This is a genomic window from Nocardia sp. NPDC049526 (assembly GCF_044465765.1).
Classification (GTDB): Bacteria; Actinomycetota; Actinomycetes; order Mycobacteriales; family Mycobacteriaceae; genus Nocardia.
Map to the genome: position 1 here is coordinate 15,582 of NZ_JBITMA010000009.1, position 25,359 is coordinate 40,940.

At 66.6% G+C, this 25,359-nt stretch carries 28 protein-coding genes; 7 read left to right on the forward strand and 21 right to left on the reverse strand.

All coding sequences use genetic code 11. The annotated features are described in order from the left end of the window. Window positions 1–2: 2 nt before the first annotated feature. The 3 genes from nadC to nadA all read right to left on the reverse strand — a co-directional run bounded on the left by nadC (window position 3) and on the right by nadA (window position 3,833). Complete coding sequence (gene nadC / locus ACIBW7_RS26780) at window positions 3–863, reverse strand: carboxylating nicotinate-nucleotide diphosphorylase (RefSeq protein WP_397050877.1); 861 nt, start codon at window positions 861–863, stop codon at window positions 3–5. Between the two features lie 42 nt (window positions 864–905). Further along, window positions 906–2,675 carry an L-aspartate oxidase gene (locus tag ACIBW7_RS26785; protein ID WP_397050879.1) on the reverse strand — a complete coding sequence of 590 codons (1,770 nt, stop codon included), beginning with the start codon at window positions 2,673–2,675 and terminating at the stop codon, window positions 906–908. A gap of 114 nt (window positions 2,676–2,789) precedes the next feature. Continuing rightward, window positions 2,790–3,833 carry a quinolinate synthase NadA gene (gene nadA / locus ACIBW7_RS26790; RefSeq protein WP_397050881.1) on the reverse strand — a complete coding sequence of 348 codons (1,044 nt, stop codon included), beginning with the start codon at window positions 3,831–3,833 and terminating at the stop codon, window positions 2,790–2,792. 92 nt (window positions 3,834–3,925) lie between these two features. On the opposite strand from nadA, the gene ACIBW7_RS26795 reads away from it, so the two are divergent. Beyond that, complete coding sequence (locus tag ACIBW7_RS26795; protein WP_397050883.1) at window positions 3,926–4,684, forward strand: NrtR DNA-binding winged helix domain-containing protein; 759 nt, start codon at window positions 3,926–3,928, stop codon at window positions 4,682–4,684. 706 nt (window positions 4,685–5,390) lie between these two features. Here the strand turns inward: ACIBW7_RS26795 and ACIBW7_RS26800 are convergent. The 5 genes from ACIBW7_RS26800 to bioB form a co-directional block, all read right to left on the reverse strand. Then, window positions 5,391–5,579 carry a hypothetical protein gene (locus ACIBW7_RS26800; RefSeq protein WP_397050885.1) on the reverse strand — a complete coding sequence of 63 codons (189 nt, stop codon included), beginning with the start codon at window positions 5,577–5,579 and terminating at the stop codon, window positions 5,391–5,393. Window positions 5,580–6,177: 598 nt separating this feature from the next. Further along, window positions 6,178–6,711 carry a DUF1353 domain-containing protein gene (locus ACIBW7_RS26805; protein ID WP_397050887.1) on the reverse strand — a complete coding sequence of 178 codons (534 nt, stop codon included), beginning with the start codon at window positions 6,709–6,711 and terminating at the stop codon, window positions 6,178–6,180. 92 nt (window positions 6,712–6,803) lie between these two features. Next, window positions 6,804–7,526: a DUF2567 domain-containing protein gene (locus tag ACIBW7_RS26810; RefSeq protein WP_397050889.1), complete on the reverse strand. Its 723-nt coding sequence runs from the start codon at window positions 7,524–7,526 to the stop codon at window positions 6,804–6,806. Window positions 7,527–7,528: 2 nt separating this feature from the next. Continuing rightward, complete coding sequence (locus ACIBW7_RS26815; protein ID WP_174415049.1) at window positions 7,529–7,744, reverse strand: hypothetical protein; 216 nt, start codon at window positions 7,742–7,744, stop codon at window positions 7,529–7,531. 37 nt (window positions 7,745–7,781) lie between these two features. After that, window positions 7,782–8,795 carry a biotin synthase BioB gene (gene bioB, locus ACIBW7_RS26820; protein ID WP_397050891.1) on the reverse strand — a complete coding sequence of 338 codons (1,014 nt, stop codon included), beginning with the start codon at window positions 8,793–8,795 and terminating at the stop codon, window positions 7,782–7,784. 105 nt (window positions 8,796–8,900) lie between these two features. Between bioB and ACIBW7_RS26825 the strand changes: the two genes are divergently transcribed. Both ACIBW7_RS26825 and ACIBW7_RS26830 read left to right on the forward strand, forming a co-directional pair. Beyond that, a complete protein-coding gene (locus tag ACIBW7_RS26825; protein ID WP_397050893.1) occupies window positions 8,901–9,485 on the forward strand; it encodes a TetR/AcrR family transcriptional regulator C-terminal domain-containing protein in 585 nt (194 codons plus the stop codon). Window positions 9,486–9,523: 38 nt separating this feature from the next. Then, on the forward strand, window positions 9,524–10,183 hold the full coding sequence (locus tag ACIBW7_RS26830; protein ID WP_397050895.1) for a nucleotidyltransferase domain-containing protein: 660 nt from the start codon (window positions 9,524–9,526) through the stop codon (window positions 10,181–10,183). Between the two features lie 15 nt (window positions 10,184–10,198). Here ACIBW7_RS26830 and ACIBW7_RS26835 read toward each other — a convergent pair whose 3' ends face one another. After that, complete coding sequence (locus ACIBW7_RS26835) at window positions 10,199–11,617, reverse strand: DHA2 family efflux MFS transporter permease subunit (RefSeq protein WP_397050897.1); 1,419 nt, start codon at window positions 11,615–11,617, stop codon at window positions 10,199–10,201. Window positions 11,618–11,774: 157 nt separating this feature from the next. Between ACIBW7_RS26835 and ACIBW7_RS26840 the strand changes: the two genes are divergently transcribed. The 3 genes from ACIBW7_RS26840 to ACIBW7_RS26850 are packed head-to-tail and all read left to right on the forward strand — an operon-like array spanning window position 11,775 to window position 13,463. Further along, window positions 11,775–12,749 (forward strand): sigma-70 family RNA polymerase sigma factor, encoded by a 975-nt coding sequence (locus tag ACIBW7_RS26840; protein ID WP_397050899.1) that lies wholly within the window; start codon window positions 11,775–11,777, stop codon window positions 12,747–12,749. Further along, window positions 12,746–13,294, forward strand: a complete 549-nt coding sequence (locus tag ACIBW7_RS26845) for a maleylpyruvate isomerase family mycothiol-dependent enzyme (RefSeq protein WP_397050901.1) — start codon at window positions 12,746–12,748, stop codon at window positions 13,292–13,294. The genes ACIBW7_RS26840 and ACIBW7_RS26845 overlap by 4 nt, the downstream gene beginning before the upstream one ends. 1 nt (window position 13,295) lies before the next feature. Beyond that, window positions 13,296–13,463, forward strand: coding sequence for a hypothetical protein (locus tag ACIBW7_RS26850; RefSeq protein ID WP_397050903.1), 168 nt, complete (start codon window positions 13,296–13,298; stop codon window positions 13,461–13,463). A 67-nt stretch (window positions 13,464–13,530) separates the two neighbouring features. Here ACIBW7_RS26850 and ACIBW7_RS26855 read toward each other — a convergent pair whose 3' ends face one another. The 11 genes from ACIBW7_RS26855 to ACIBW7_RS26905 all read right to left on the reverse strand — a co-directional run bounded on the left by ACIBW7_RS26855 (window position 13,531) and on the right by ACIBW7_RS26905 (window position 23,582). After that, window positions 13,531–14,760: an MFS transporter gene (locus ACIBW7_RS26855; protein WP_397050905.1), complete on the reverse strand. Its 1,230-nt coding sequence runs from the start codon at window positions 14,758–14,760 to the stop codon at window positions 13,531–13,533. Between the two features lie 247 nt (window positions 14,761–15,007). Beyond that, window positions 15,008–15,148 (reverse strand): ATP-binding cassette domain-containing protein, encoded by a 141-nt coding sequence (locus tag ACIBW7_RS26860; RefSeq protein WP_397050907.1) that lies wholly within the window; start codon window positions 15,146–15,148, stop codon window positions 15,008–15,010. After that, entirely contained in the window at window positions 15,149–16,492 is a 1,344-nt protein-coding gene (locus ACIBW7_RS26865; RefSeq protein ID WP_397050909.1) for an LLM class flavin-dependent oxidoreductase, read from the reverse strand. It lies immediately after the preceding gene. Further along, entirely contained in the window at window positions 16,489–17,238 is a 750-nt protein-coding gene (locus ACIBW7_RS26870) for an ABC transporter ATP-binding protein (protein ID WP_397050911.1), read from the reverse strand. Before ACIBW7_RS26870 ends, ACIBW7_RS26865 begins: the two co-directional genes overlap by 4 nt. Further along, complete coding sequence (locus ACIBW7_RS26875) at window positions 17,214–18,080, reverse strand: ABC transporter permease (RefSeq protein WP_397050913.1); 867 nt, start codon at window positions 18,078–18,080, stop codon at window positions 17,214–17,216. The genes ACIBW7_RS26870 and ACIBW7_RS26875 overlap by 25 nt, the downstream gene beginning before the upstream one ends. A 2-nt stretch (window positions 18,081–18,082) precedes the next feature. Beyond that, complete coding sequence (locus tag ACIBW7_RS26880) at window positions 18,083–19,171, reverse strand: ABC transporter substrate-binding protein (protein WP_397050915.1); 1,089 nt, start codon at window positions 19,169–19,171, stop codon at window positions 18,083–18,085. Between the two features lie 111 nt (window positions 19,172–19,282). Beyond that, complete coding sequence (locus ACIBW7_RS26885) at window positions 19,283–20,449, reverse strand: alpha/beta fold hydrolase (RefSeq protein ID WP_397051624.1); 1,167 nt, start codon at window positions 20,447–20,449, stop codon at window positions 19,283–19,285. Window positions 20,450–20,565: 116 nt separating this feature from the next. Continuing rightward, complete coding sequence (locus ACIBW7_RS26890; protein WP_397051626.1) at window positions 20,566–21,177, reverse strand: helix-turn-helix domain-containing protein; 612 nt, start codon at window positions 21,175–21,177, stop codon at window positions 20,566–20,568. Next, window positions 21,120–21,587, reverse strand: coding sequence for an SRPBCC family protein (locus ACIBW7_RS26895; protein WP_397050917.1), 468 nt, complete (start codon window positions 21,585–21,587; stop codon window positions 21,120–21,122). Before ACIBW7_RS26895 ends, ACIBW7_RS26890 begins: the two co-directional genes overlap by 58 nt. A 172-nt stretch (window positions 21,588–21,759) precedes the next feature. Continuing rightward, window positions 21,760–22,437 carry a dethiobiotin synthase gene (gene bioD, locus ACIBW7_RS26900; protein WP_397050919.1) on the reverse strand — a complete coding sequence of 226 codons (678 nt, stop codon included), beginning with the start codon at window positions 22,435–22,437 and terminating at the stop codon, window positions 21,760–21,762. Then, window positions 22,434–23,582 (reverse strand): 8-amino-7-oxononanoate synthase, encoded by a 1,149-nt coding sequence (locus tag ACIBW7_RS26905; protein WP_397050921.1) that lies wholly within the window; start codon window positions 23,580–23,582, stop codon window positions 22,434–22,436. The genes bioD and ACIBW7_RS26905 overlap by 4 nt, the downstream gene beginning before the upstream one ends. A 133-nt stretch (window positions 23,583–23,715) precedes the next feature. Here ACIBW7_RS26905 and ACIBW7_RS26910 point away from each other — a divergent pair, with 133 nt between their 5' ends. Continuing rightward, window positions 23,716–24,036: a hypothetical protein gene (locus ACIBW7_RS26910; protein ID WP_397050923.1), complete on the forward strand. Its 321-nt coding sequence runs from the start codon at window positions 23,716–23,718 to the stop codon at window positions 24,034–24,036. Between the two features lie 4 nt (window positions 24,037–24,040). On the opposite strand, the gene ACIBW7_RS26915 is transcribed toward ACIBW7_RS26910, so the two are convergent. Beyond that, window positions 24,041–25,351 (reverse strand): adenosylmethionine--8-amino-7-oxononanoate transaminase, encoded by a 1,311-nt coding sequence (locus tag ACIBW7_RS26915; RefSeq protein WP_397050925.1) that lies wholly within the window; start codon window positions 25,349–25,351, stop codon window positions 24,041–24,043. Window positions 25,352–25,359: the final 8 nt, after the last annotated feature.

Sequence of the window (25,359 nt, forward strand, 5' to 3'; positions counted from 1 at the left end):
GATTACATGTCCAGGCCGAGGTCGAGGACGCGCACCGAGTGGGTCAGTGCGCCGACGGCCAGGTAGTCGACGCCGGTACGAGCGTAGTCGGCTGCGTCGGCGAGGGCCAGGCCGCCGGAGGATTCGAGTTCGGTGGTGGGGGCCTGGGCATTGCGGCGTTGGACGGCGGCTTGGGTTTGCCAAAGAGGGAAGTTGTCGAGCAGGACCAGTTCGACGTTTTCGGCCAGGACGGCGTCTAGTTGTTCGAGGCTGTCCACTTCGACCTCGCAGGCGATATCGGGGGCCAGCTCGCGCACCGCGCGCAGGGCCGCGACCACCGAACCCGCGGCTACCACGTGATTGTCCTTGATCAAGGCGGCGTCGCCGAGACCCATGCGGTGGTTGACGCCACCGCCGACGCGGACCGCGTATTTCTGCAGGGCACGCAGGCCGGGCAAGGTTTTGCGGCTGTCGCGGATGCGGCAGTCGGTGCCCGCGACCTCGTCGACCCAGGCGGCAGTCGCGGTCGCGATGCCGGACAGGTGGCAGACCAGGTTGAGCATGGTGCGTTCGGCGGTGAGCAGACCGCGAGTCGGCGCGACCAGCCCGAGCACGGACTGCCCCGGCTCGACCCGGGTGCCGTCGGCGACCCGATCGGTGATTTCGTAGTTGCCCGCACCGATCACCTCGTCGAGCACGAGCAGACCGATATCGAGTCCGGCCACCGTGCCCGGCTGACGCGAAACCACCGATGCCTTCACCGCCGCATCGGCGGGAACCGTTGCCGCCGTGGTGATATCGGGGCCGTAGCGCAGATCCTCATCCAGCGCGGTGCGAATCAGGGCCAGCACCTCGTCACGATCCAGGCCGGTATCCAGTCCCATCAGTGCACTCCTTCGTCCTACTGTTCTCGTGCATTGCCGCGGTCATGAGGCGCTGGGAATGACGTCCTGGGTCCAGGTGGTGAGGTCGAGGCCGTCGGGGGCGGGGACGGGGTGACCCTCTGGGCCCAGACGTACTGCGCGACTGCGGCGTTGGTGGTCGTCGGGGGTCGGGTAGTCGGAGCGGGTGTGCGAGCCGCGGCTTTCCGTGCGGGCTGCGGCGGAGAGCAGGAGGACCTGAGCGGTGAGGGTGAGAGCCGCGTCCTCGAACGCGGTGATGCGTTGTGCCGCAGCCGCGGCCGCACCGTTGAGATCTGCGGTCTCCTCCGATGCCCCACCCGTATTCACCGCCCCGCTGCCGTTCAGTGCGCCGCTCAGCTCCGAGAGCTCGATCGCCGCGTCCGTCGATCCCGCGAATCGCTGATTGGCCCTGGTCAACTCGGCACGCAAGCGACTTGCGGCACTGTGCGACACCGCATCACGCAACCGCGCGGCCGCCTCCACAAGCCCGACGGCATCGCGTACCACGGAGGCATGCAGTGTCATCGACTGCTGCACCAGGGCGCGGGCCGCGCGCGGAATGGTGTGGAAGGACACGTCCGTGACGTGCGCTTCCTCGTCGAGACGTTCGGCGGCGGCCACCCCGGCGCGCTCACCGACCACCAAGCCCTCGAGCAGACTGTTCGAGGCCAGCCGGTTGGCACCGTGCAGCCCGGTCCGCGCCACCTCACCCGCGGCATACAGACCGGGAACCGCGGTCCGGCCGTGGGTGTCGGTGACGACCCCGCCGCATTGGTAGTGCGCGGCGGGTGCGACCGGAATGAGATCGGTATGCGGATCGATCCCGGCGGCCAGGCAGGATGCGGTGATCGTCGGAAAACGTTGCGGGAAGCTGTCGATCGCGCGGGCATCGAGATAGACGTGATCGGCGCCGAGGGCGCGCATCCGTGCGGCGATTGCACGTGACACCACATCGCGCGGTGCCAGATCACCACGCGGGTGCACACCCGCGGTGACCGAATTCCCTTCGGAATCAACCAGTATCGCGCCTTCGCCGCGGACGGCCTCGCTGATCAAGGGCCGTCTGCCGAGTCCACCGGGGGTGTAGAGCACCGTCGGATGGAACTGCACGAATTCGAGATCGGCCACCGTCGCACCGGCCCACAGCGCAAGGGCGATACCGTCGGCGGTCGCGCCCGGCGGATTCGTGCTCAACGCGTACAGCTGACCGAGTCCGCCAGTGGCCAGCAGCACCGCAGGCGCGTGCACGACCCCGAATCCGTTCTCGGACACCGCGATCACGCCCTGGACTCCGGTCCGCCCGGTGACAACTTCCAGTGCCGCGGCACCGAACAGGACCGGCAGTCCGGCCGCGTTCAGCGCGCGCTGCACCTCGGCACCCGTGGCGTCACCTCCGGCATGGATGATCCGCCGCGTGCTGTGCCCGCCTTCGCGGGTGCGCGAGATCTGACCGTCGCGCGCGAGATCGAAGACCGCACCCAGATCGGTCAGCGCGGCGACGGCGGCCTGACCGCCCTCGACGATCGACCGCACCGCCGCCTCGTCACACAGTCCGGCACCGGCCTCGACCGTGTCACGCACATGTGATTCCACCGAATCCTCATGCGGCGCAACAACAGCGATACCACCCTGGGCGTACTGGGTCGCGGTATCGGTCGGGCCGCCCTTGCTGAGGATAAGCACTCGCAGACCGCGCAGCGATGCCGTGCGTGCCGCGGTCAACCCGGCGACGCCGCCGCCGATCACGACCAGATCGGCGGCGGCTTCCCAGTCGATCCGCGGCGCGATGCTCATGCGCCCCTGCCCTTCTCGACCGGGTCGGCAGCGCAACCGCTACCGACCGCCCCGGCGATCATTCCGCACCGCCACTCCGGACGAGCGCGCACATTGCGCTCCGATCGCAGCGGTTCATTCGCCACCGCCCGGATTGCCGATTTCGATCATGCGCTGCACCGAATTGCGGGCCAGTGCGGCGGTTTCCAGGTCGACGTGCACCTCATCGGTGTTCTCCACGAGCGAGCGCAGCAATGCCGCCGGGGTGATCATCTTCATGTACTTGCAGGACGCACGGTCGTTCACGGCTTGGAAGTCGATGCCGGGGGCGGCCTTGCGCAGCTGGTGCAGCATGCCGACCTCGGTGGCGACCAGGACCTGATTCGACTTCGCGGCCTTGGCGGCGTCGATCATCCCGCCGGTCGAGAGAATGTGCACCCGGTCGGCCGGGAACGAGCCCTCGCCCGCGAGGTACAACGCCGAAGTGGCACAACCGCATTCGGGGTGCACGAACAGTTCGGCATCGGGGTGGGTGCGGGCCTGTTCGGTCAGCTCGTCACCGTTGATCCCGGCGTGCACGTGGCATTCGCCCGCCCAGATGTGCATATTCTCGCGCCCGGTGACCCGCTTGACGTGCGCGCCGAGGAACTGATCCGGCAGGAACAGCACCTCGCGGTCGGGATCGATGGAGGCGACCACATCGACGGCATTCGAGGAGGTGCAGCAGATATCGGTGAGCGCCTTCACCGCGGCGGTGGTGTTCACATACGAGACGACCACCGCATTCGGGAATTCGGCCTTCCAGGCCCCCAATTCGTCGGCGGTGATGGAATCGGCCAGGGAACAGCCCGCCCGCTGGTCCGGAATGAGCACGGTCTTCTCGGGGCTGAGGATCTTGGCCGTTTCGGCCATGAAGTGCACTCCGCAGAACACGATGGTGTCCTCGGGCGCCTCGGCCGCGATACGGGACAGCGCCAGCGAGTCACCGACATGGTCGGCCACGTCCTGGATCTCGGGCAACTGGTAGTTGTGCGCGAGAATCGTCGCGTTGCGCTCCCTGGCGAGGCGCTTGACCTCGGCTGCCCACTCCGGTGTGGCCTCGACACCGGCGAATCCGGTCGGACCATCGACTACCTGTCCCATCAGCGGGGGCGCCAGCTTCACACCCATCGTCGCCATGATGGCTCCTCTCCTCGTGCGATCGGAGCTTGTGCCTATTCACATGGCAGCCGATTCACACCTAACCAGGTTTTCGACTTATAATCGAAAACGTGCCCCATAGTAACACCATCCACGAAACGCTCACCGCGGTGTTCCAGGTTCGGCGCTTCCCTCACGACATCACCGCAGGTAGCAGCCCTGCACGCATGACAGATGAGCTGATTCGGCCATGTCCGCCCGGTCAGCGGACCGAACTCGCGGTGCTGCTGTGGGAGCGCGCACTCGACCCGCAGAAGGACACCTGGTCGCTACCCGGCGGACGACTGCGCGACGACGAAGACCTCAATGTCTCGGCCCGGCGCCAGCTCGCCGAGAAGGTCGATGTGCGTGAGCTGGCGCATCTGGAGCAGCTGTCGGTATTCAGCAATCCGGACCGGGTGCCCGCGCCGCGGCGGATCGCCTCGGCCTATCTGGGGCTGGTGCCGTTGACCGCGGACCCGCAACTGCCCTCGGACACCACGTGGCATCCGGTTTCCCACCTGCCGCGCATGTCGTTCGATCACGGTACGGTCGTCGAACACGCGCGCACCCGGCTCGCCGCGAAGCTCTCCTACACCAATATCGCCTTCGCGCTGGCACCCGAGCGGTTCACCATGTCCACGCTGCGCGAAATCTATTGCGCCGCACTCGGTTACGAGGTCGACACAACGAATCTGCAGCGAGTTCTCACACGCCGCAAGGTGATCACGCCGACCGGCGCGACCGCATCCCCCGGCCGGGCGGGCGGGCGCCCCGCGGCGGTCTATCGGTTCACCGACTCCGAAATCCGAGTCACCGACGAATTCGCCGCGCTGCGCCCACCCACCTGACCTCCCGCGATCGCCTGCCCCACGATCGCCCCTCCCAGTTCGGCAACCGCACCCCCGAAGCGATCGCCGAGCTCGAAATGGACTGTGCCGTGGCCACTGCCGTAGGGGCCACGGCATCCGAGCGTGCCCTCGTCACCATCGACCAGGGCACTCCCCTTCTACTCGGACAGCCCGCCGGGCACACCCAGGTGCCCGGAGCTCACAACGCACACCGGCCAGAGGCACGCCGAACGCGGACTCGGCTCCCGCCGACACCCGATACACCGATTTCCAGGACATTGCTCTCCCCTCCGAATCGCTGAATCCTTCCGGTGATTCGCGGAGTCGAGACCGAAATCCGGCTCCACAGTTCGAACAACTCACACGGTAGGGATCGATCGCTCCGAGCGGTACGAAGCAGTGCGCAGAGTCGCCGAATATGGCTGGTCACAGTCGGATACGAGTCATCCGGACCGGACGCCGGTCGCCTGTTCATCGTTCCGGAGTGGATGGATGCTCGTGCCGATGGGCAGCGAAAGACCTGTGGCAGAACTACTTTCGTACCTATCGATGCCCTCGCCAGGAACCGGTTGCTCACCGGATGCGCACGGCCGGTATCGGACTCCGAGAGGCATCATCTCGTCCGATCCGTGTTCCCGCCAACAACAGAAAAACCCCGCCTCCACATGCCTTGGCACGTGAAAACGGGGTCACACGGGACGCGACCTCAATCCCGCTCCCGCCCCTTATGTTTCGCTTTCCGCCGATACCGCCGCGCACTGGGAATCGGCTGCGCAGCACTGGACCGGCGCAACGCATCCCGCCGCCGCCACGCCACCAGATCCGCCCGCTCCGACTTCCCGGCCTCCGGAACCAGCACCGTCTGCCCATGCCTGGTCAACACATCCTCGCTCATCGCCACCTCCTTCCCATCGCTCGGCTCGACCTTGTGCGCCAACGGTATCCGCGCGATCGGCAGCGCGACTACTGATTTTCCGCCAGCTATTCGCACGTCTGCTGATATGGCAGCCCGCCAGGTGTTCCTGCCACACTTCCCGACTCAGCATCGGCTGGACTACGTCGCAGACGCGGTCGATCGCCTGGTGTGGATCCAGATCCCACAGCCGGGAGTCCTCCCCCACCCGCCGCGGCCAGGTACTCGCCGCTTCGAATCGCGCGGGCACGTTGCGTCCGGATTTCCAGTCGCTGATGCGCTGGACCGAGGCTCCGCTCTTCTGGCCGGCCGCGCCGCCCGCATCCGCGCCTGCGCTGCGATCGCCACCCGACGCAACGTCGGATTGCCCGCGGCCTCGAACAGCGCGGCGAATTGTTGTGCGAAAACGGTTCTCGGTGACGGTCGCAGACGCGATTCCATCTGTCCTCCTGCACGTTCCGATCGCGGGAGCGACCCCCCCGGCGGGCAACGAGATTAAGCCGGGTCGCGAACGCAAACCTCGATCAGGACATACGAATACACAGGTGGGACGGGAGAAAGAGGGTTACGGACCGGACGGTCAGGCGGTCTTCATCTGAGGTTGTGGTGGTGGTGCCTCAGTGCGCTGTCCCACGCGTGCCGCGGCCCAGAACACCAACTCCATCACCCAGAACAGCCACAGGAATACCTGCACCACGACGACGGGGATCGCCAGGAACAGGATCGAGGGGATCGCGACGAGTAGAAAGCGTGCGATATCGCCCAGTGTGGCGCCGCGCAGCCCGCTGCCCAAACGCACTGCGGCCCACATCATCCACCGACGCGGTACCGATACCGCGAACTCGTGCAGGCAGCGGCGGAACAGGCCGTCCGCGTCGGCGGTGCTCACCTCGTGCGAGCTCCGCAAATAGTCGTGCAGGATGGCGGCGCGAGTGTAGGCGCCGTACCGGGGTATCAGCCAGACCAATGCCCGTGGCACCGACGCGAAGTCGGTGCGGAAGCCCGCTGGGATGACGAATTCCTGTGTGGCACCGTGATAGACGAGCGGCTCGACGACCCGCCAGAATTTCGCGTCGAGTTCTTCGACCACTGGTCCGCTACCGACGAACGCCATGATCCGTTCCTCTCTGAACGCACAGCGTGTCCCACAATTCTAGGCCGTTCTGGGACGTCTGTGCCGCCGCGCGGGCAACGGTTCGGATAACGTCAGCGCGGGCTACCCGAACCGGGCGGCCCGAAGCCGCCATACGGCACACCGTAGGGCACCGGCCCGCCGTTCGCAGCGCCACGATACGAATCTGCATGGTCGACGGACGCGAATCCGCTTGCCGCAGTGAAGTATGGCCGCGAATCGCCGAGCGGTCCGCTGAAGCCGGTGCCGAGATCCTCTGTCGGACTGAGCGCAGCGAGGAACAGCACCATCAGTGCGGCGAGCAGCGGCTGCACGATCAACGCCAGCCAACTGCCGACCTCCACCGGCAGCCGAACGATCTGGCCGACCGCGGGATCGTAGGGCATCGGATGCTGCCACTGCATGATCTGCTCGCCGACCTTCGACATCACGTAAGCGCCTGCGCCGGAACCGATCAGCAGCCCCAGTTGCAGCAGAGGTCCGCGCACGCGACGCCAACGCCATGCGCCGATCGCCGTCAGCACACCCAGCACCGCGCCGATACAGACGAAGATCGCCAGCGCGTCGAACTGGTGCACACTCTCCCCGGTCAGGGCCGCGCCCTTGGCCGGTACCGCGTCGGCGCGCGCCTTGACCACCAGATACTGCTCGATGGGCGCGACGAAGGCCCACACCACACCGCCGAGCACACTGAGCAGCATCACCCCGACCGCGATCAGCGCGGACGCCCGCAGCTCACGCCGCACGCCCACCAGCCGCCCGGCCGGCGCGGTGACGACGTCGCCGTATTCGGCCACCACTAGCGGTGTTCCAGATTCTTCGAATCCAGCACCCCGTGCCGCGAGCACTTCGCCCACCAGCCGTCCGGGCTGACCTGCACGATCATGCGCCGGCCGCACTGCTCGCAGAAGCGCGGCGGCTCCAGTCCCAGTGCCGCGGCGGCCGGGACCGGATCGTCGAGCCCCGGCACGATGCGTTTTCCGGTGAACGGGTTGTAGCGCTCGTCCATATCCATGACAGTACTCACGGCGCCAGCCTCTTTCGTGACCGATTCAGAGTGTTTCGTTGAGCGCCTTGATCGGCATCTTCAGCTCACCGAGCAGATCCAGGTCCGCTTCGGCGGGCCGACCGAGCGTGGTCAGGTAGTTGCCGACGATGACGGCGTTGATACCGCCGAGGATGCCCTGCTTGGCGCCGAGGTCGCCGAGGGTGATCTCGCGACCGCCCGCGAAACGCAGGATGGTGCGGGGCAGCGCGAGCCGGAATGCGGCGACGGCACGCAGTGCGTCGGCGGCGGGCAGCACCTCGAGGTCGCCGAACGGGGTGCCGGGACGCGGGTTGAGGAAGTTCAGCGGCACCTCGTCCGGCTCGAGCTCGGCCAGGTTCGCCGCGAATTCCGCACGCTGCTCCAGGGTTTCGCCCATGCCGAGGATGCCGCCGCAGCAGACCTCCATACCGGCCTCGCGCACCATGCGCAGGGTGTCCCAGCGCTCTTCCCAGGTGTGCGTGGTGACGACGTTCGGGAAGTGCGAACGGGAGGTCTCCAGGTTGTGGTTGTAGCGGTGCACGCCCATGGCGGCGAGCTGGTCGACCTGCTCCTGGGTGAGCATGCCGAGCGAACACGCGACCTGGATGTCGACCTCGTTGCGGATGGCCTCGACACCGGCGGCGACCTGCGCCATCAGCCGCTCGTCCGGACCGCGCACGGCCGCGACGATGCAGAACTCGGTGGCGCCGGTCTTGGCGGTCTGCTTGGCGGCTTCGACCAGACTGGGGATATCGAGCCAGGCGGCGCGCACCGGCGACTGGAACAGACCCGACTGCGAGCAGAAGTGGCAGTCCTCGGGGCAGCCGCCGGTTTTGAGGCTGATGATGCCCTCGACCTCGACCTCGGGACCGCACCACTTCATGCGCACCTCGTGCGCGAGGGCGAGCAGATCCTCCAGCCGGTCGTCGCCGAGCCGGAGCACCTCTAGGGTCTGTTCCTGCGTCAGGCCTTCACCACGCTCGAGCACCTGCTCGCGGGCGGTCGCCAGAATGTCGGTTTGGACGGGTGCCTGGGTCACTGCACGAATCCCTTCGTCCGGCCGAGGTGGCCGTGCAACTTGAACGGTGTTCAGGCTAGGGTAGCGGTAACAAGTGAGTCAAAACACCTCGGGGAAGGAAACAGCGTGCAGCTGCACCGCGCGGACGTGGTCGACGGCGCCATCGCCATTCTCGACCAGTACGGTCTCGCCGACCTGACCATGCGCAGGCTCGCCGGTTCACTGCAGGTCCAGCCCGGTGCGCTGTACTGGCACTTCCCCAATAAGCAGGCACTGCTCGGCGCGGTCGCCGACCGGATTCTGGCCCCGATGGAGGATCCGATCGAGGCCGAGGACTGGTCGGGCCAGATCACCGAATTGGCGCATCGGTTGCGCAGTTGCCTGCTCGCCTATCGTGACGGCGCCGAATTGGTCTCGGCGACCTATGCCTCCCGACTCACCACGAGCAAGGGCCGGGAACGACTCGTGGGCGCGGCGATCCGAGGCGGGATGCCGCGGCCGGAAGCGGAACTCGCGGCGTACACGCTGCTGTACTACGTGCTCGGACAAACCGTGGACGAACAGTCCAGGATGCAGATGGATTCGGCCGGTGCGCTGACCGACGACGCCTCACCACTCGACGAAACCCCGGACGCGACAGCACGTTTCGACTTCGGTCTACAACTGTTCGTCGGCGGCGTGCGTCACCTGCTCGGCACCCGCGTACGCTGAATCCTTCATCGGCGCACACGCCTGGAAGGAGCATCCCGATGCCCATCTCCGATCCCGATGCGGCAGGGTCATCCGAGGTGGCCGGGCGTGTGGTTTCGGCGGAGGAATGCGAAAAGCTGTGGGCGGCGTGGACGCCCGCTGAAGTCGCGGAGCGGTTGTCGGATGTCACGGTTCCGTGGTGCGTCACCGCGGGGTGGGCGCTGGATCTGTTCACCGGAGGCGGGGCCCGGGAACACGGCGACCTCGAAATCGGCATCCCGCAAGGCAGATTCAGCGAGTTGGCCGCTGCTTTCCCCGGCTTCGAGTGGGATGTCATCGGTGACGAACGAATCTGGCCGTTTCCGGCGAAGTCCGCAGAGTTCCATCAGACCTGGCTTCGCGAACCCGCGACCGGGCGCTATCGGCTCGACGTGTTCCGCGAACCGCACGTCGGTGATCGATGGGTGTGCCGCCGCGACCCATCGATCACCCTGCCCTACGAAGATCTGATTCGCCATACCAGCGAGGGCATTCCATACGCGACTCCCGAGGTCGCACTCCTGTTCAAGGCAAAGGCGCGCCGCGACAAGGACGAAGCCGATTTCCGTCGTGCGCTACCCATGATGGACCGCTCCCAAAGGTCCCGGCTGTCCGAGTGGCTGTCGCGGGTGCACCCCGATCACCCATGGCTGGAAAGCGTTTCGACCCACCACGATTGAGGGGTTCGTCAGGACTCAGATGGATACTGTCGCCGCCTCGAGATCTACTGCCGCGGCCGCCCTGCGCCCGGGCAGTGCGAGTGCGACAACCGCGCCCAACAGGGCGAGTGCCGCACCGACTTCGATCGCCGGACCGAATCCGGCGGTGAATTCAGCTACTGAACCGTATCCGCCGGTTGCGGCGAAAATCGCTGCCGCGATGGCGATTCCGAAGACGCCGCCCAGCTCGCGCATCATGCTGTTGGCACCGGCCGCCTTGCCGAGCATCGCGTGTTCGACTGCGCCGACCACCGAACTCTGTGCCGATGGCAGCACCATCGAGGTGCCGACGCCGGAGACGATGAACGGAACGACGAAGGAGCCGTATGTCATCGCCGGGTCGGCGATGACGGCAATCCAGAGCATGCCGCCCGCCATCAGGGCCAGCCCGCTCACCATCAGAGGCCGCTCCCCTATCCGGTCGGCCAGCGCACCGGCGACCGGCGCGCAGAAGAACAGCGTGAGGGTCCATGGCAGCAGCCGCAATCCGGCGCCGAGTGGGCCGTAGTGCAGGACCGCCTGCAGGAACTGCGCGTAGAAGAACACCTCACCGAACAAGGCGGCGAAGGTAAGGAATATGGCGGTATTTCCCGCCGCGAAACCGCGATTCACGAAAAGCCGCATCGGGAACATCGGTTCGCGTGTGCGCGCTTCCCAGACCGCGAAGGCGATCAGCAATGCGATCCCGCCGACCAATGCGATCAGCACCTCCGAACTCGACCAGCCCGCGATATTGCCGCGCACCAAACCCCACACCACACCGAATGCACCGCCGGTGACCAGCGCCAATCCGGTGCCGTCCACCGCGGTGTCGGGGCCGAAGCCCTCCGGAACGCGGGCCGCCACCAGTGGCAGCGCCAGCAGCCCGATCGGCACGTTCAGCCAGAAGATCCATTGCCAGGACAATCCCTCCGCGACGGCCCCGCCGACCAGCGGACCACATGCGACGGCGAGACCGGTGATGCCCTGTAGCAGCCCCATGGCCATACCGCGCTTCTCCGGTGGAAACGCCGCGCTGACCAGTGCCAAAGCCAGGCTCATGATCAACGCCGCGCCGATGCCCTGCACCACGCGGGCGGCGATGAGGGGCGCGACCGTGGTCGATATCGCGCAGGCCGCAGACGCTGCGACGAATATGCCGAGCCCGACCATGAACATCCGCTTGCGTCCGAAGCGGTCGCCGAGCACCGCCGCGGTCATCAGCAAGACGGCGAAGCTGAGGTTGTAGCCGTTGACGGTCCATTCGAGCGTCTGTAGTGACGCCCCGAGGTCGTGCCGGATGGTGCTGAGTGCGGTCGCGACAACCAGGGTGTCCAGTGCCGCCATCAGCGACGCGACCGCGCCGAGTACCAGTACCCAGCGCTGTGTCACCGCCGAAACGATTGGTGTGCTCACGGTGATCCTTCCTTTGGTTTCGGCGCGCCCAATGGTTCGGGCACGCACAGATACCGACCGAGCACCGCCCGAAACTCATCGCACCGATGAGTTCTGGGCGACACAGCGGTCGATATTTCAGAGGGACAACCATTCGGGGCACCCGGAAGGACTGAACATGACCGACAGCGACGAATTCGCCGCCCGTACCGCGCCGTATCGGCGCGAACTGCTCGCCCACTGCTACCGGATGCTGGGTTCGGTCGACGATGCCGAGGATCTGGTGCAGGAGACGCTGCTGCGAGCCTGGCGCGGATACGGCGATTTCGAGGGGCGCGCTTCGATGCGGACCTGGCTGTACCGGATCGCCACCAATGCCTGTCTCAATGCGCTCGAGCATCGACGCCGCGTGCTGCCCACCGGATTGTCCGAGCCCACCGCGGACCCCACGCGCCCGGTGAACTTCTCGCCCGAGATTCCATGGCTGCAACCGATGCCGGATGTGCTTGTCGCACCCGAGACCTCGGATCCGGCCGCCATCGTCGCGGCGCGCGAGGGTATGCGGCTGGCATTGATCGCCGCTTGGCAGCATCTGCCGCCGCGTCAGCGTGCGGTGTTGATACTGCGAGATGTGTTGCACTGGAAGGCCGCAGAGGTCGCCGAGCTGATCGGGGCCAGCGTGGCCGCGGTCAACAGCATGCTGCAGCGCGCACACGCCGCGCTCGCGGAGCTGGAGCCGGACACGCCGGTGGCCGAGCCGGACGACCCCGAAATCCGCGCACTGCTGGACCGCTATGCCGCCGCATTCGAAGCCGCCGATATGGATACGCTCGTGACACTGTTGCGGTCGGATGCGGTGTGGGAAATGCCGCCGATCGAGGAATGGTTCCGCGGCAATACCACGATCGTGGAGCTCGTTCGGGCGAAGTGCCCGTATCACGCGGGCGAGGTCCGGATGGTGCCGATCGCTGCGAACGGTCAGCCCGGATTCGCGTTCTACCTGCGCGGTCTGGCGCAATCACTGCAGATCCTGACGGCGACCCCGACCGGGGTCGCGCACGTCGTCTCGTATCACGACAGCTCGATGTTCGCGACATTCGGACTGCCCACGTCGTTGGCGACGAATACGTCGCCCGAGCCCGCACTGCCATGAGCGATGATCTGCTCGAGCGGGCGGTCGCGTATCTGCTGTCGGTACTGCCCGGCATCGGTTCCGATCTGTCAGCGCCCACGCCGTGTCGGGGCTGGAATACGCGCATGCTGCTCGCGCATGTGAACGAGTCGATTGCCGCGTTGCGGGAAGGTTTGGCGGGTGGTCAGGTTCGGGTCACACCGGGTGCACCGCTGCCGAATTGTGCGGGGACGCCGCATATTCGAAGTCGAGCCGTGGCGCTGCTCGGCGACTGGGCGAATGAGCGCCCCGGGTCGGTGGTCGTCTTCGGGAGGCCGGTGTCCGCCCAGGTTCTCGGGACCGTCGGTGCTCTCGAATTGACGGTCCACGCTTGGGATCTCGCCGCCACCGATCGCAAAGCCCCGCCGATCCCGGACAATCTCGCTCGCGAATTACTTACGGTCGCAGCGGAACTCGTCCCGGTCGCGGACCGGTGGCCGCTGTTCGGTCCGCCGATCGAACCGCCGACCACCGCCCCGGGCGACCGGCTGCTCGCCTACCTCGGCCGAGCTCGACCGGTGTCCTGAAGTGCCCGGCACCAGCGCGGCGCAGGCCCTCGCCTACACCGCGAACACCTCGCACAAGGCGCAACCTATGCGCGGCACACTGGGTGTGCGCCACAAACCGGCCGAGCGTGCCGAATGGCGCGAAGGAGCCACCACCGAGCATCCAGACATGACCGCGCATACCCAATGAGCGCCTCGCACAAGGCGCAACCTATGCGCGGCACGCACCAGGTGTGCGCCACAAACGGGCCGAGCGCTCAGTCGGTGGCCCGGGTTTCGGGACCGGGTGCGGCTGCGAACAGGGCGGGATACGCACCGGGGAACCAGCGGTGTATAGCGACCGCGCCTGAGAATACCGCTGCGGCGATGGCGAGCGCCGAGGCATCGAGAACTGTTGCGGCACTGATCAAGCCGACGGCTATCGGGCCGGCGAACATGCCTATGTCATGGGTCAGACGCCAGGCACCGAGGAATTCCGCACGTTGCCCCGGTGGCGCGACGCCCGCGCCGACGGTCATGATGATGCCATTGCTCACACCATTGGCGAGCCCGAGCAGTACTGCGGCACCGGTGAGCTCGAGCGCCGTCGAGGTGAGTGGCAGCGCCGCGAAGCCGAGGGCGAACAACAACATCGACGGGACGCCGGTGGCTCGGCTGCCGTACCGATCGAGCAGTATGCCGCCCGGATAGGACAGCAGTACGTCCATTGCCCCGGCGATGCCGAAGATCAAGCTCGTGGCGGCCGCGCTCACGCCGATATGCGCGGCCCACAGTGGGAGCAGCGCGATGCGGGTTGCGCGGGCACCACCCATCAACAGCGCCGCCAGACCAAGCGTGCCCAGCACCCTGCGGTTTTCGACGACCACCGAACGTAGGGTGTGGTCGGCGGCATCCGTATCGTCGGCGTCGGCCGAACGAATGGCGAGCATCGCCGCTCCCGATACGACCGTGGTACCGAACTGCAACCACAGCGCGCCGCTCGGTCCCATCGTGTAGACCATTCCGGCCCCGACGAACGGCCCGCAGAACGAGCCGAGGCGCGAGGCACCAGCCAGGGCCGAGAACGCACGACCCCGCTCGTCTGGTGGCACCACGGCCACGATGTAGGACTGTCGCGCCAAACCCCATACCGCACTGGCAGTCCCATTGAGCAGCACGCCGACCGCCAGCACCCCGGTGTGCGGGGCGAAGATCGCGCACAGAACTCCGACCAGGCCGAGGCTCGAACCGACGGCGATCGCCCAGCGCTCCCCGATGCGCGCAACCACTCGCCCCGCGGGCAGATCCGCCAGCACCATCCCCAATCCACTCAGCGCGACGACGATTCCGGCGACACCGGCCGACGCACCCAGATCCAACGCGCGTAACGCGTACATCGGTGATGCCGCGCCGGATCCGATGCCGTAGAGCACCACGGGCACGAAGACCGTCCACACCAACGCACGCAGTCGAACGGATTCCGTTGTGGCGCCAACCCGCGCGCTCACAGTGCCCGCTCAGTGCGAAGTCTGCACCGGTGCGTCGGCTGAACCCCGATATGAACAAGAAGAAGCCGCTGCTCGTGTGGTTCGACAAGCTGATCACGATGAGCGATCCGCAGCGTCCGCACATGAGTATGCCGCTGGGCACCCAGTGGCAGCCGTTCGAGATATGGGTTGCTGCCGATATGCGCGAGCCCGGCGTGCGGATGGTCCTCGGCCCGACGGCGGAGGCCGGGTCGCTCGAGCCGAAAGCTCATGCAGTACCCGCCCTCCCACGTCGACGCGCCCCTGCCACGGCCGTCCGGATTCCGGTCGAAGGAGTGGTCTTGCCGGTGCCATTGCGCCCGACCATGCCGACCGTCTCGCCGGGCTCGATGCGGACTGATACAGCCACTCACTGCGCGAGCGCCGGTCGCCGGGCGTGCCGGCTCTCCGGTCGCGGCAGACCGAAGTGGTCGCGCAATGTGGTTCCGGTGTATTCGGTGCGGAACAGGCCGCGCCGCTGCAGGATCGGGACGACCTGCTCGGCGAAGACCTCCAGACCACCCGGGTAGTAGGGCGGCATCACATTGAAACCGTCGGCGGCGCCACTGCGGAACCATTCCTCGATGGTGTCCGCGACCTGCTCCGGCGTACCGGCGAAGACCCGATGTCCGCGCGCACCGGCGAGACGATGCAGCAGCCCGCGCACGGTGGGCCGTTCCCGCTGCACGATCCCGGCGACCACCTGCCGGCGGCTGCGCTCGTTATCGGTGACATCGCCAGCGTCGCTGAACAATTCGAGTGGCACCGGTTCATCCAGCGGCAGGTTCCGCAAGCTCTCACCCGCGATGCCCTCCAACTGCTTCAGCCCGTATTCGGGCACCGTCAGCTCGTTGAACTCTCGCTCCAACTGTTTGGCCGCCGCCTCGGTATCGCCGATGAACGGGCTGATACCGGGCAGGATCTTGATCTGCTCGGCGTCCCGGCCGAATTCGGCGGCCTTGGCCTTGATATCGGCATAGAACGCCTGCGCGTCCTCCAGCCGCTGGTGCGCGGTGAAGATCGCCTCGGCGTACTGGCCCGCGAACGCCCGGCCGTCATTCGACGCACCGGCCTGTACGAGCACCGGATGTCCCTGCGGGGTGCGCGGCGCGTTGAACGGCCCACGCACGCTGAGGTATTCGCCGACGAAGTCGATCGGGTGGATCTTGTCCGGATCGGCGTATATGCCCTCCTTCTGGTCCAGCAGGATGGCATCGTCCTCCCAGCTGTCCCAGAGCGCGACGACCGCATCGACGAATTCCCGCGCCCGCGCATATCGCGTTGCGTGATCGGGATGTTTGTCGAGACCGAAATTCGCTGCGGCGAGATCGGTTCCGGTGGTGACGATATTCCAGCCCGCCCGGCCACCGGAGATGTGATCGAGCGTGGAGAACAGCCTGGCCAGGTTGTAGGGCTCGTAGTAGGTGGTGGACGCGGTGGCGATCAGCCCGAGATGGGTTGTGGCCGTGGCGATCGCGGTGAGCAGGGTGATCGGTTCCAGACCAGAGGCCGCATTGTGCTTGACATTGGTGCGCAGCGCGGGCCCGTCGGCGAAGAACACCGCGTCGAGTTTCGCGGCTTCGGCCGTGCGGCCGATCTCCTGGTAGTAGGCGACATCGTAGATCCGGTCGGGTCGGCTCTGCGGATGCCGCCAGGCCGCCTCATGATGTCCGGAGGGATAGATGAACGCATTGAGACTGAGCTGGCGGGTCATGAGGCCTTCTTCTCATTGTGTAGGGCCGCGACGTCGACACCGAGGCTGGAAAGCAGCAGCTCACGCAGGCGGTTGAAGTCCGGATCGGTGTGGCGGCGTGGTCGTTCCAGATCAATGCGCTGGTCGACGGCGATGCGTCCCTCGTCGAGGACGAGTACGCGGTCGGCGAGCAGCACCGCCTCATCGACATCGTGGGTCACCAGCAAGACGGCTGGCTTGTGCTTGGCGCAGAGATCCTGCAGCAGCACGTGCATTTTGATGCGGGTGAGCGCATCCAGTGCACCGAAGGGCTCATCGGCCAGCAGCAACTCCGGTTCCCGGACCAGGGATCGTGCCAAGGCGACGCGCTGCTGTTCACCTCCGGAAAGCTCCTTGGGCCAGGCCTTTTCCCGCCCGGCAAGTCCGACTTCCGCCAAAGCGGTACGACCGCGCTCGGCGGCGTCGGCACCCTTCAAACCGAGAGTCACATTGTCCAGTACCCGATTCCACGGCAGCAGCCGCGAATCCTGGAACACCACCGCACGTTCCGTGGGCACCCGCAACTCACCCGAGCCGAGCACATCGCGATCCAGCTCGGCCAGCGCCCGCAACAAGGTGCTCTTACCCGAACCGCTGCGCCCGAGCAGTGCGACGAATTCGCCGCGGGCGATATCGAGATCGATACCGTGCAACACCACGCGGTCACCGAACCCCCTGCGCAGCCCGCGAGTTCGGACCACATTCAGTCCGCGATCGTCTGTCGCCACGACAGCGCCCTCCGTTCCGTCGCGCGCACGGCAAGATCGCCGAACAGTCCGAGCAGGCCGTAGATCACCAGGCCGACCACGATGACATCGATCTGGCCGTAGGTACGCGCCTGCGTCATCAGATAGCCGATGCCGCTGGTGGCATTCACCTGCTCGACCACGACCAGGGCCAGCCAAGAAATGGTTACCGCCAGCCGCAGCCCGGTGAAGAATCCGGGCAGCGAACCAGGCAGCGCGATCCGGCGAATGAAACCCCACCGCGAAAGACCGACCGTCGCAGCCAATTCCACATACCGGCTGTCGACGCCGCGCAATTGCGCGTGGGTATTGATGTAGATCGGAATCGCCACACTGGTCGTGATGACGATCAGCTTCATGTCCTCACCGATGCCGAACCACACGATGAACAGCGGGATCAGCGCCAGCGTCGGAATCGAGCGTTTGATCTGAATCGGCCCGTCCAGCAGGGCTTCACCTACGCGGCTCAATCCGGCGATCAAGGCGAGCACCACACCGATCACCACGCCGAGCCCGAGGCCCCAGGCCGCGCGCTTCAGCGAGGTCAGCAGGTTCGACTGCAGTCTGCCGTCGGCGAGCAAATCGCGTGCGGTCTCGGCGACCGTCCACGGCGCGGGCAGTGTCTGCTCATCCAGTGCGCCCGAGGCGGATCCGAGCACCCATGCCGCGATCAGCAGTACGGGGCCGATGGCGATGCCGAACGGAATCGGGCGGCCCGGTCCGAGCCGAGGCCGAGTCGGCTTGCGGCGGGCCAATACCGGCTCCGCGGCGGTGCGTGAACTTCGTCCGATCCGGCCGAGTACACCGGCATCCAAGGTAGCCATCGCTATTTCGCCTTCGGTTCGAACGCGGCGCCGCTCTCGGTGACTGCCTGGGTGATGACGGCGTCGAAGCGCAGATCGAAATCGTCTGCGGCGCGCACCTTCTTGGGTAGTTCACCCGCGTTGTCGATCGCGTCGATGGTGCCCTGCTGGCGATCGATGAGCTGCTGATCCAGATGCGGGAAGGTGTAGGTACCGAACGAGTCGACGATGCGTTTGGCATCATCGGCGCTGACCTTCTGGTTCTCGACGTAGTACTTGCGCGCCCACTCCTCCTGGTGGGTATTGACCCACTGGTAGGCGCGAATATAGGCGGCGACCACCGCGCGAGTCGCCGCTGCCTTGGCCGGATCGGTCACCGCGGCGCGGCGCGCGTACAGGTAGCCGACACCGCCGTAGATGCCGGTGGTCTCCGAATCCGGGATCAGCGAGGCGCCCGGGGTACGCAACAGCCGGGTGACGTTCGGTTCGGCCAGCGGCGCGATATCGACCTGGCCGGTGCGCACCGCGTCCAGGAATTCCGCGAGCTGCAGCCGAACCAGTTGCACATCAGTGGGTTTCAGCCCAGCCTTGGCGATCGCCCGCAGCACCGCGGCCTGTTGGGCGGTGCCCTCCGCGTAGGCGATCTTCTTGCCCTTCAGATCGGCGAGCGTTGTGGCCGTTTTACCCGGCGCCACCGCGAGTTTCAGTGCGTTGGGATTGGATTGGTAGGCTGCGACGATCGGCACGTCCTGCCCGGCGACCTGTGCGTGGATCGGCGGGACATCGCCGACGGTCGCGACATCGGCGGCGCCGGCCCGGAATGCCTCCAGGATGGCCGGTCCACCGATGAAATTGGCGAACTCCACCTTGAACGGCAGCTTGTCGAGTTCGCCGGAGAACTGGAGTACCGACTTGAACCGCTCTTGTTGATCGGCGAGCACGAGCTTTGTGCCCGCGGGGATTTCGGTGGGCAGCGGGGCGTCGGTTTTACCGACCGGCTTGTCGTCGCTCGCGCAGCCGGTCAGCCCCAGGCTCGCAACGGTCGCCGCAGCGAGCAACGCGGCAATAGTGCGGCCGCGCAGGCCGGTCAGGAACGTACGTGGTCGGAACATGCGGTGATTGAATCAAGATGAAACCGGCACGCATACGGTTTGCCTTAGCCTGATTCCAACGCAGCGCCCGATGCCAGCTGTATTCACCCACCCCGCCGGCTGCCATCCCCCTCAGCGCGGCGCCGCCGCGGAGATCGTCGCGCGGACCTGTTCCTGATATCGCTGGATGAACGGCAGGATCTGCTGGTCGATGATCCGGTTGTACTCCTCGGGGCGCTGCATCGGATTGGCGTGCCCGGTATTTCGCGGCATGACAACCAGCAGCGAGCCGTCGACGCCGCCCGCCCGCTCGATGAGCACCTGATGGGAGTACTCGACATCCACCACCCGGTCGTTGTCCGAATTCCGCGGACGGATGAAGACGATGGCCGGGCGCGGTTTGCCGTCGGCGGGCCGAGACAGCGCACGCAGATCGTTGATCGCACCGCCCGCCACGATCGCCAGGAACTGCGTCTCGATCAGGCCGTTGCTGGCCGCGTCTTTGGAGAAGACCTTCTCGCGCAACACCTCTTCGACGACATCGCGCAATGGCTCGAGCCGGACCCCGGGCACCCCATTGGCGCCGCGATCGACGAATCGGTCACGGCGCGCGTAGGTTTCGACCGCCAGGCGCAGCGTGCGGCTCTCCCGCGCCCCGGGCAGCCAACCCATCCAGCGCACCATATCCTCGCCCGCGCCGCGACTTTCCGGACGCACCGCGTTCAAATCCACCGGTGTGCAGTCCAGGATCACGCCCACCAGCCGCAGGTCGCTGTCGAGGTGGATATGCCGCGCGACCTCGAGCGCGATGACCCCGCCCATACTGTGTCCGACCAAAACGATGTTCTTCAGCCCCGACATCTGGGCGGCGCGGATGATCAGATCCGCGATCACCTTGGTGTCTATACCTTGATTGTCGTATTTGATGGCCCAGACCACTCCCATATCGCTGAGGGCGGGCAGCGCGGCCGCGGTATTGCTGGCATTGAGTCCACCGAGACCGACCATATCGACGACGACCGTGTCCCAGTCGCGATCGTGCGCGGGGGTGGCGATCGGCAGGACGGCGGGTTCGGTGCGCGCGAGCCGATCGCGTTCCGGGGTGACGTCGTGCACCCAGTACTGGGCGAACACGATGAGCCCAGCGAGCAATACCAAGGCGACCCGCAGCAGCGCCAACCTGGTACGGCGCAACGTCTGCCACCCGTGCCCGAGACGAGTCTCCCGAAGCCGAGCCCTCCGTCGCGCGTCGTCCCAGTCCGAGACGGTGGACGGGTGCCGATCGTCCAACGGCGACATCTTCTCCACTTTGGCATGCTCCCGGCCCAATGGCCAGGGATTCCTACTGGAGCCTTGCGGCTCCCTCGATGGGTTCCTGTTTCACCGCGCTGTGCCGACATCCCTGCCGGGCTTACCTACACTCCACAGGCGTTTTGCCTTTCCGCCTGCCCGGCGGCGAGAATATTGATTGCAGCATTACGGTCACGGTCCAGGACTGCCCCGCACCCGCAGATCCAAACGCGAACCTCCAATGGCTTCTTCCCACTTGCCATCCCGCACCGCGAGCATAATTCCGTATTCAGATCGGCCAGTGCCTGCTGCAAAACCACGCTCGACACATCGCACAGCCACGCCCGCTCAGGTGAGTTCTTCATTCGAGTGAGCGCACGCGACAGCTCTGCATCGGTGATGTACTGTCCGCTCTCGAATGCACCCTTTCGCGCGGCGAGTGCATCGTTGAATACCACACGCGCACAACCGAATGCCCTCGACAACGACTGCTGCTGCCCGGGTGTCGGGTACAGACGAAAGTTTCCTCGGTCATCGAGCCGTCGCCGTGCAGGATCTCCGGACCCGCGGACCCTGAATCCACGCAGCTCAGCAGATCTGCAAACAGATGAAGCGCTGGAATCTGGTGCCCGCCTCCAATATCGAGCCGCGCGCGGAGGACGTGGTGCGGTAGCTGCGCTCAGGGCAGTTCGCCGGTTTCGGCGAGGGTGGCGAGCTTGCCGAGCGAGATGCTCCAGCCGAGTTCGTTCTGGTCGAGCGGGACACCTTCGGGCAGTCCGTCGTGGACGGCGTTGATCTGGGTGCCGCCGTCGGAGTCGGCGAGGTCGATGGTGATGGTCATCTCGCCGGTCACCGACGGATCGTCGGTCTCGAATTCGACGATCTGGACCACCTGCTCATCAGGTACCAGCCGCACGAACCGGCCGTGGAAGGTATCGGTCTGCGCGGTGGTCTTGCCGGTGTCGGCCGGCTCGTCGTAGGTGAGCGATATTCGGAAGGGCCCGCCCTCGCGCGGGTCGAATTCGTGCACCTCGCTGGTCATCCCGGTCGGCACCTGCCAGGCCGCCACCGCGTCCGGGTCCAGCAGCAGTCGATATACGGTCGCCCGCGGCGCTTTCACATACCAGCCGATCCGAGTGGAAGCCACGGGTCGGACGATAGTCGTGCCGAGTCCGGTTCGGGTCGGTCCGCAGAATCGCCGCCGTTCACAGCTCACCGGGCCGTCGCTCATCCAACAGTCGCGCTGCGCTCGCTACCCAGCCAGCGCTCTCAGTTGCCGTTCGACGCAGCTCACCGAGGCAGCGGGCGGCAGCGGAAACCTACTGGTCGAGCGCAGACCAACCGGGACTGAACCAACCGGATGCAGCGGCGGAGAACGGCTCGCGATCCCACGCACCCGCCCCCGCCGGTACAGCGCCGACCAATTCGACTCCGGTGACCCGGGCCAGATCAGTGCGATTGCACTCCTCCGCCAACCCGGGCTCGTCAGGCCAGGAACCGATCACCAGACCCGCGCAGCGGACACCGGCTGATGACAGTGCGCGGATCGTCAATTCGCTGTGGTTGAGGGTCCCGAGCCCAGCCGCGGCAACAACGAGCACTGGAGCGTCGAGCTTCTGCGCCAGCTCGAGCAGCGTGAATTCGCCGAGGCGGACCAGCAATCCGCCTGCGCCTTCGACCAGGGTCAGATCCGTATCGGCGAGTGAGTCGATGGCGGCGGCGGTTTCACTCAGCGTCAACAGCGGCTGCCCGCACCGACGCGCTGCGGTATCCGGAGCCAACGGATCGGGATACCGTGCGATCTCGACCGTTCTCGTAACGCCGGTGAGGCGTTCGACTTCGGCGAGATCACCGGGTTCGCCCGGCGCCACACCGGTTTGGGCCGGTTTGCACACCGCCACCGACCGACCGGCGGCCAGCGCGGCAGCGGCGAGCGCGGCGGTCACCACGGTCTTGCCGACCTCCGTCGAAGTACCGGTCACGAACAGCACGCTCATGCGGTCACCAATCCACGCGCCTGCGTCAGCACTTCGCCGAGGACCGTTGCGATGGTGTCGAGTTCGCCGGAAGTCAGATTCGCCCGTGCGGTGAGCCGCAGCCGCGATGTCCCCTCGGGCACCGTCGGCGGACGGAAGCATCCGACATCGAGTCCACGTGCGCGGCATGCCTGCGCGGCGTCATACGCGACCTGCGCCTCACCGAGCACCACCGAGACAACCGCCGAATCCGGTTCCGCCACACCGGCAATGCGCGCGATATCGGCGGCCCGCTCCAACACGCGACCCGCTATCTCGGGCTCACGGCGCAACAACCGCAGCGCCGCCCGGGCCGCACCGACCGCGGCGGGTGCGAGTCCGGTATCGAAGATGAACGTGCGCGCCGCATCGATCAGATGCGCACGCACCCGCTCGCCGGCCAACACCACACCCCCCTGTGCGGCAAGGGCTTTCGACAGGGTCGCGGTCACGACAAGATCCGGTTCCCCGGCCAAACCGACCTCGTGCACCAGCCCGCGCCCACCCGCCCCGCGCACACCGAGCCCGTGTGCCTCGTCCACGATCAGTACCGCGCCATTCGCCCGGGTGACCCTGTGCAACTCGGCCAGCGGAGCCATATCACCGTCGGCGCTGAATACCGAATCGGTAAGTACCAGTGCCCGTTCCTCACTACGCTCGGCAAGCAACTGCTCGACCGCCTCGACATCGCAATGCGCGGCGATCTCCACGCGCGAACGCGACAGCCGGCAGGCATCGACCAGCGAAGCGTGGCTGGCCGCATCGGAGACGACCAGCGCACCCCGCCCGGCGAGCGCGGTCACCACTCCGAGATTGGCGGCGTAGCCGGAGGCGAAGACCAAACCGGCCTCGGCGCCGACGAATTCGGCGAGTTCGGTCTCGAGCTGCTCGTGTTCGGCGGTGGTGCCGGTGACGAGCCGTGATCCGGTGGACCCGGTGCCCCAGCGTCGCACGGCCTCGATCGCGCCCACGATGACCTCCGGATGACGTACCAGCCCGAGGTAGTCATTGGAGGCGAGGTCGATCGATGGCGACTGGGCCGCACGGGGTCTCAGCTCACGGCGCAACCCGACGCGCACGCGCTCGGCGGCGCGTTCGTCAAGCCAGCCCAACGGATCGGTAGTCACAGCTCCGCAGCATACTTGAACACCGTTCAAGCCGCATGGGCGGGGTCTGGTGCTGGTACCGTTGGAGCCAATCGTTGAAGGTCGCCACCGACCGGCGGTGGCGCGGCATTTCCGCCAGAGGGAGCAGGGCCGAATGCCACGGTGGGCGATAGTCGTCGAAGAGACAACAGGTTCCGGCGATCAGAAGCGTTGGTCGCCGCGGGTTCTCGCGGAGGTGGTCGGCACGCGCGAGCAGGCCATGGCCAAATTGCACTCGCTCGTGCCCACCTTCACCCCGCAGCATCCGAGACTTCCGGGTCGCCGTGTCCTGCTGCGCGACGGCGACACCTACCTACTGATCGCCTCCGGCTGGGCCGACGACTACCACTGTGTCTTCCGGGTCTGGGAGATCGTCTCCGACACCGACCGTCCCGAGAACGCGGGCACCGTGCACGACACCCGCAAACGCGCCTGACGCGTCAGGCCTGGGCGGCGGCGACCATACCGGCGGTAATGCGTTCGATGTCCTCGGTCGTGCTGATGAAGGGCGGCATGGTGTAGATCAGATCGCGGAAGGGGCGCAGCCAAACGCCCGCTTCGACCGCGGCGTGGGTGGCCTTGCGCATATCCACCGGATGATCGAGTTGCACGACGCCGATCGCCCCCAGCACCCGCACATCCGCCACTCCGGGCAGCGAACGCGCCGGGGCCAGACCGGCTTTCAGCTCCGATTCGATACGGGTCACCTCGGCGCGCCAATCCCGTTGCAGCAGTAACTCGATCGATGCCACCGCGACCGCACAGGCCAGCGGATTACCCATGAAGGTGGGACCGTGCATGAGCCCGCCGTGCTCGACGCTGATGGTCTCCGCGATCCGGGTGGTGCACAGCGCGGCGGCCAAGGTCAGATACCCGCCGGTGAGCGACTTGCCGACACACATGACATCCGGACTCACCCCGACGTGATCAGCCGCGAAAAGCGCTCCGGTACGCCCGAATCCGGTCGCGATCTCATCGAAGACCAGCAGCACCCCGTACTCGTTGCTCAGGCGCCGCAGATCGGTCAGATATCGCGGATCGTGCCAGCGCATCCCGCCCGCGCCCTGCACGACCGGCTCCACGATGACGGCCGCGAGTTCCCCCGCATGCGCGGCCAGCAACCGTTCGAACTCGGCCACATATTCGGCCGAATATCCACGCGGCGGCGCCGGTGCGAAGATCTGCTCGGAGAGCACATCGGTCCACAGCGCGTGCATGCCGCCCTGCGGATCGCACACGCTCATCGGCGTGAAGGTATCGCCGTGATACCCGCCGCGCCAGGTGAGCAGCCGCCGCTTCTCCGGCTTACCCGCGGCGCGCCAGTACTGTAGGCACATCTTCACCGCGACCTCGACCGATACCGAACCGGAGTCGCACAGGAATACCTTGTCCAGACCGGCGGGCGTCAGCTCGACGAGCAACTCGGCGAGTCTGGCTGCCGGTTCATGGGTGAGCCCGCCGAACATCACATGACTCATCCGCTGCGACTGCGCCACCAGCGCGGCATCCAGTACCGGATGCCGATAACCGTGGATGGCGGCCCACCACGAACTCATCCCGTCGACCAATTCCCGACCGTCGGCGAGGGTGAGCCGGGTTCCGGAAGCACCGGAAACCACCAGCGGCTCGGTCGTCGCCGGAAATCCGCCGTAGGGATGCCAGACATGTTCGGCGTCGATGGCGGTGATTTCGTCAGGGGTCAGGGGGACGGCAGCCCGCGCAGCCGGCGGGGTGGGTGAGCTCGGTGCCACAGGATTCC

Coding starts and splice junctions, on each gene's coding strand:
- nadC (WP_397050877.1), bottom strand. CDS start 863: ATGGGACTGGATACCGGCCTGGATCGTGACGAGGTGCTGGCCCTGATT.
- ACIBW7_RS26785 (WP_397050879.1), bottom strand. CDS start 2,675: ATGAGCATCGCGCCGCGGATCGACTGGGAAGCCGCCGCCGATCTGGTC.
- nadA (WP_397050881.1), bottom strand. CDS start 3,833: ATGGCGACGATGGGTGTGAAGCTGGCGCCCCCGCTGATGGGACAGGTA.
- ACIBW7_RS26800 (WP_397050885.1), bottom strand. CDS start 5,579: ATGAGCGAGGATGTGTTGACCAGGCATGGGCAGACGGTGCTGGTTCCG.
- ACIBW7_RS26805 (WP_397050887.1), bottom strand. CDS start 6,711: ATGGCGTTCGTCGGTAGCGGACCAGTGGTCGAAGAACTCGACGCGAAA.
- ACIBW7_RS26815 (WP_174415049.1), bottom strand. CDS start 7,744: ATGGATATGGACGAGCGCTACAACCCGTTCACCGGAAAACGCATCGTG.
- ACIBW7_RS26830 (WP_397050895.1), top strand. CDS start 9,524: ATGCCCATCTCCGATCCCGATGCGGCAGGGTCATCCGAGGTGGCCGGG.
- ACIBW7_RS26840 (WP_397050899.1), top strand. CDS start 11,775: ATGACCGACAGCGACGAATTCGCCGCCCGTACCGCGCCGTATCGGCGC.
- ACIBW7_RS26845 (WP_397050901.1), top strand. CDS start 12,746: ATGAGCGATGATCTGCTCGAGCGGGCGGTCGCGTATCTGCTGTCGGTA.
- ACIBW7_RS26865 (WP_397050909.1), bottom strand. CDS start 16,492: ATGACCCGCCAGCTCAGTCTCAATGCGTTCATCTATCCCTCCGGACAT.
- ACIBW7_RS26875 (WP_397050913.1), bottom strand. CDS start 18,080: ATGGCTACCTTGGATGCCGGTGTACTCGGCCGGATCGGACGAAGTTCA.
- ACIBW7_RS26880 (WP_397050915.1), bottom strand. CDS start 19,171: ATGTTCCGACCACGTACGTTCCTGACCGGCCTGCGCGGCCGCACTATT.
- ACIBW7_RS26885 (WP_397051624.1), bottom strand. CDS start 20,449: ATGTCGCCGTTGGACGATCGGCACCCGTCCACCGTCTCGGACTGGGAC.
- bioD (WP_397050919.1), bottom strand. CDS start 22,437: ATGAGCGTGCTGTTCGTGACCGGTACTTCGACGGAGGTCGGCAAGACC.
- ACIBW7_RS26910 (WP_397050923.1), top strand. CDS start 23,716: ATGCCACGGTGGGCGATAGTCGTCGAAGAGACAACAGGTTCCGGCGAT.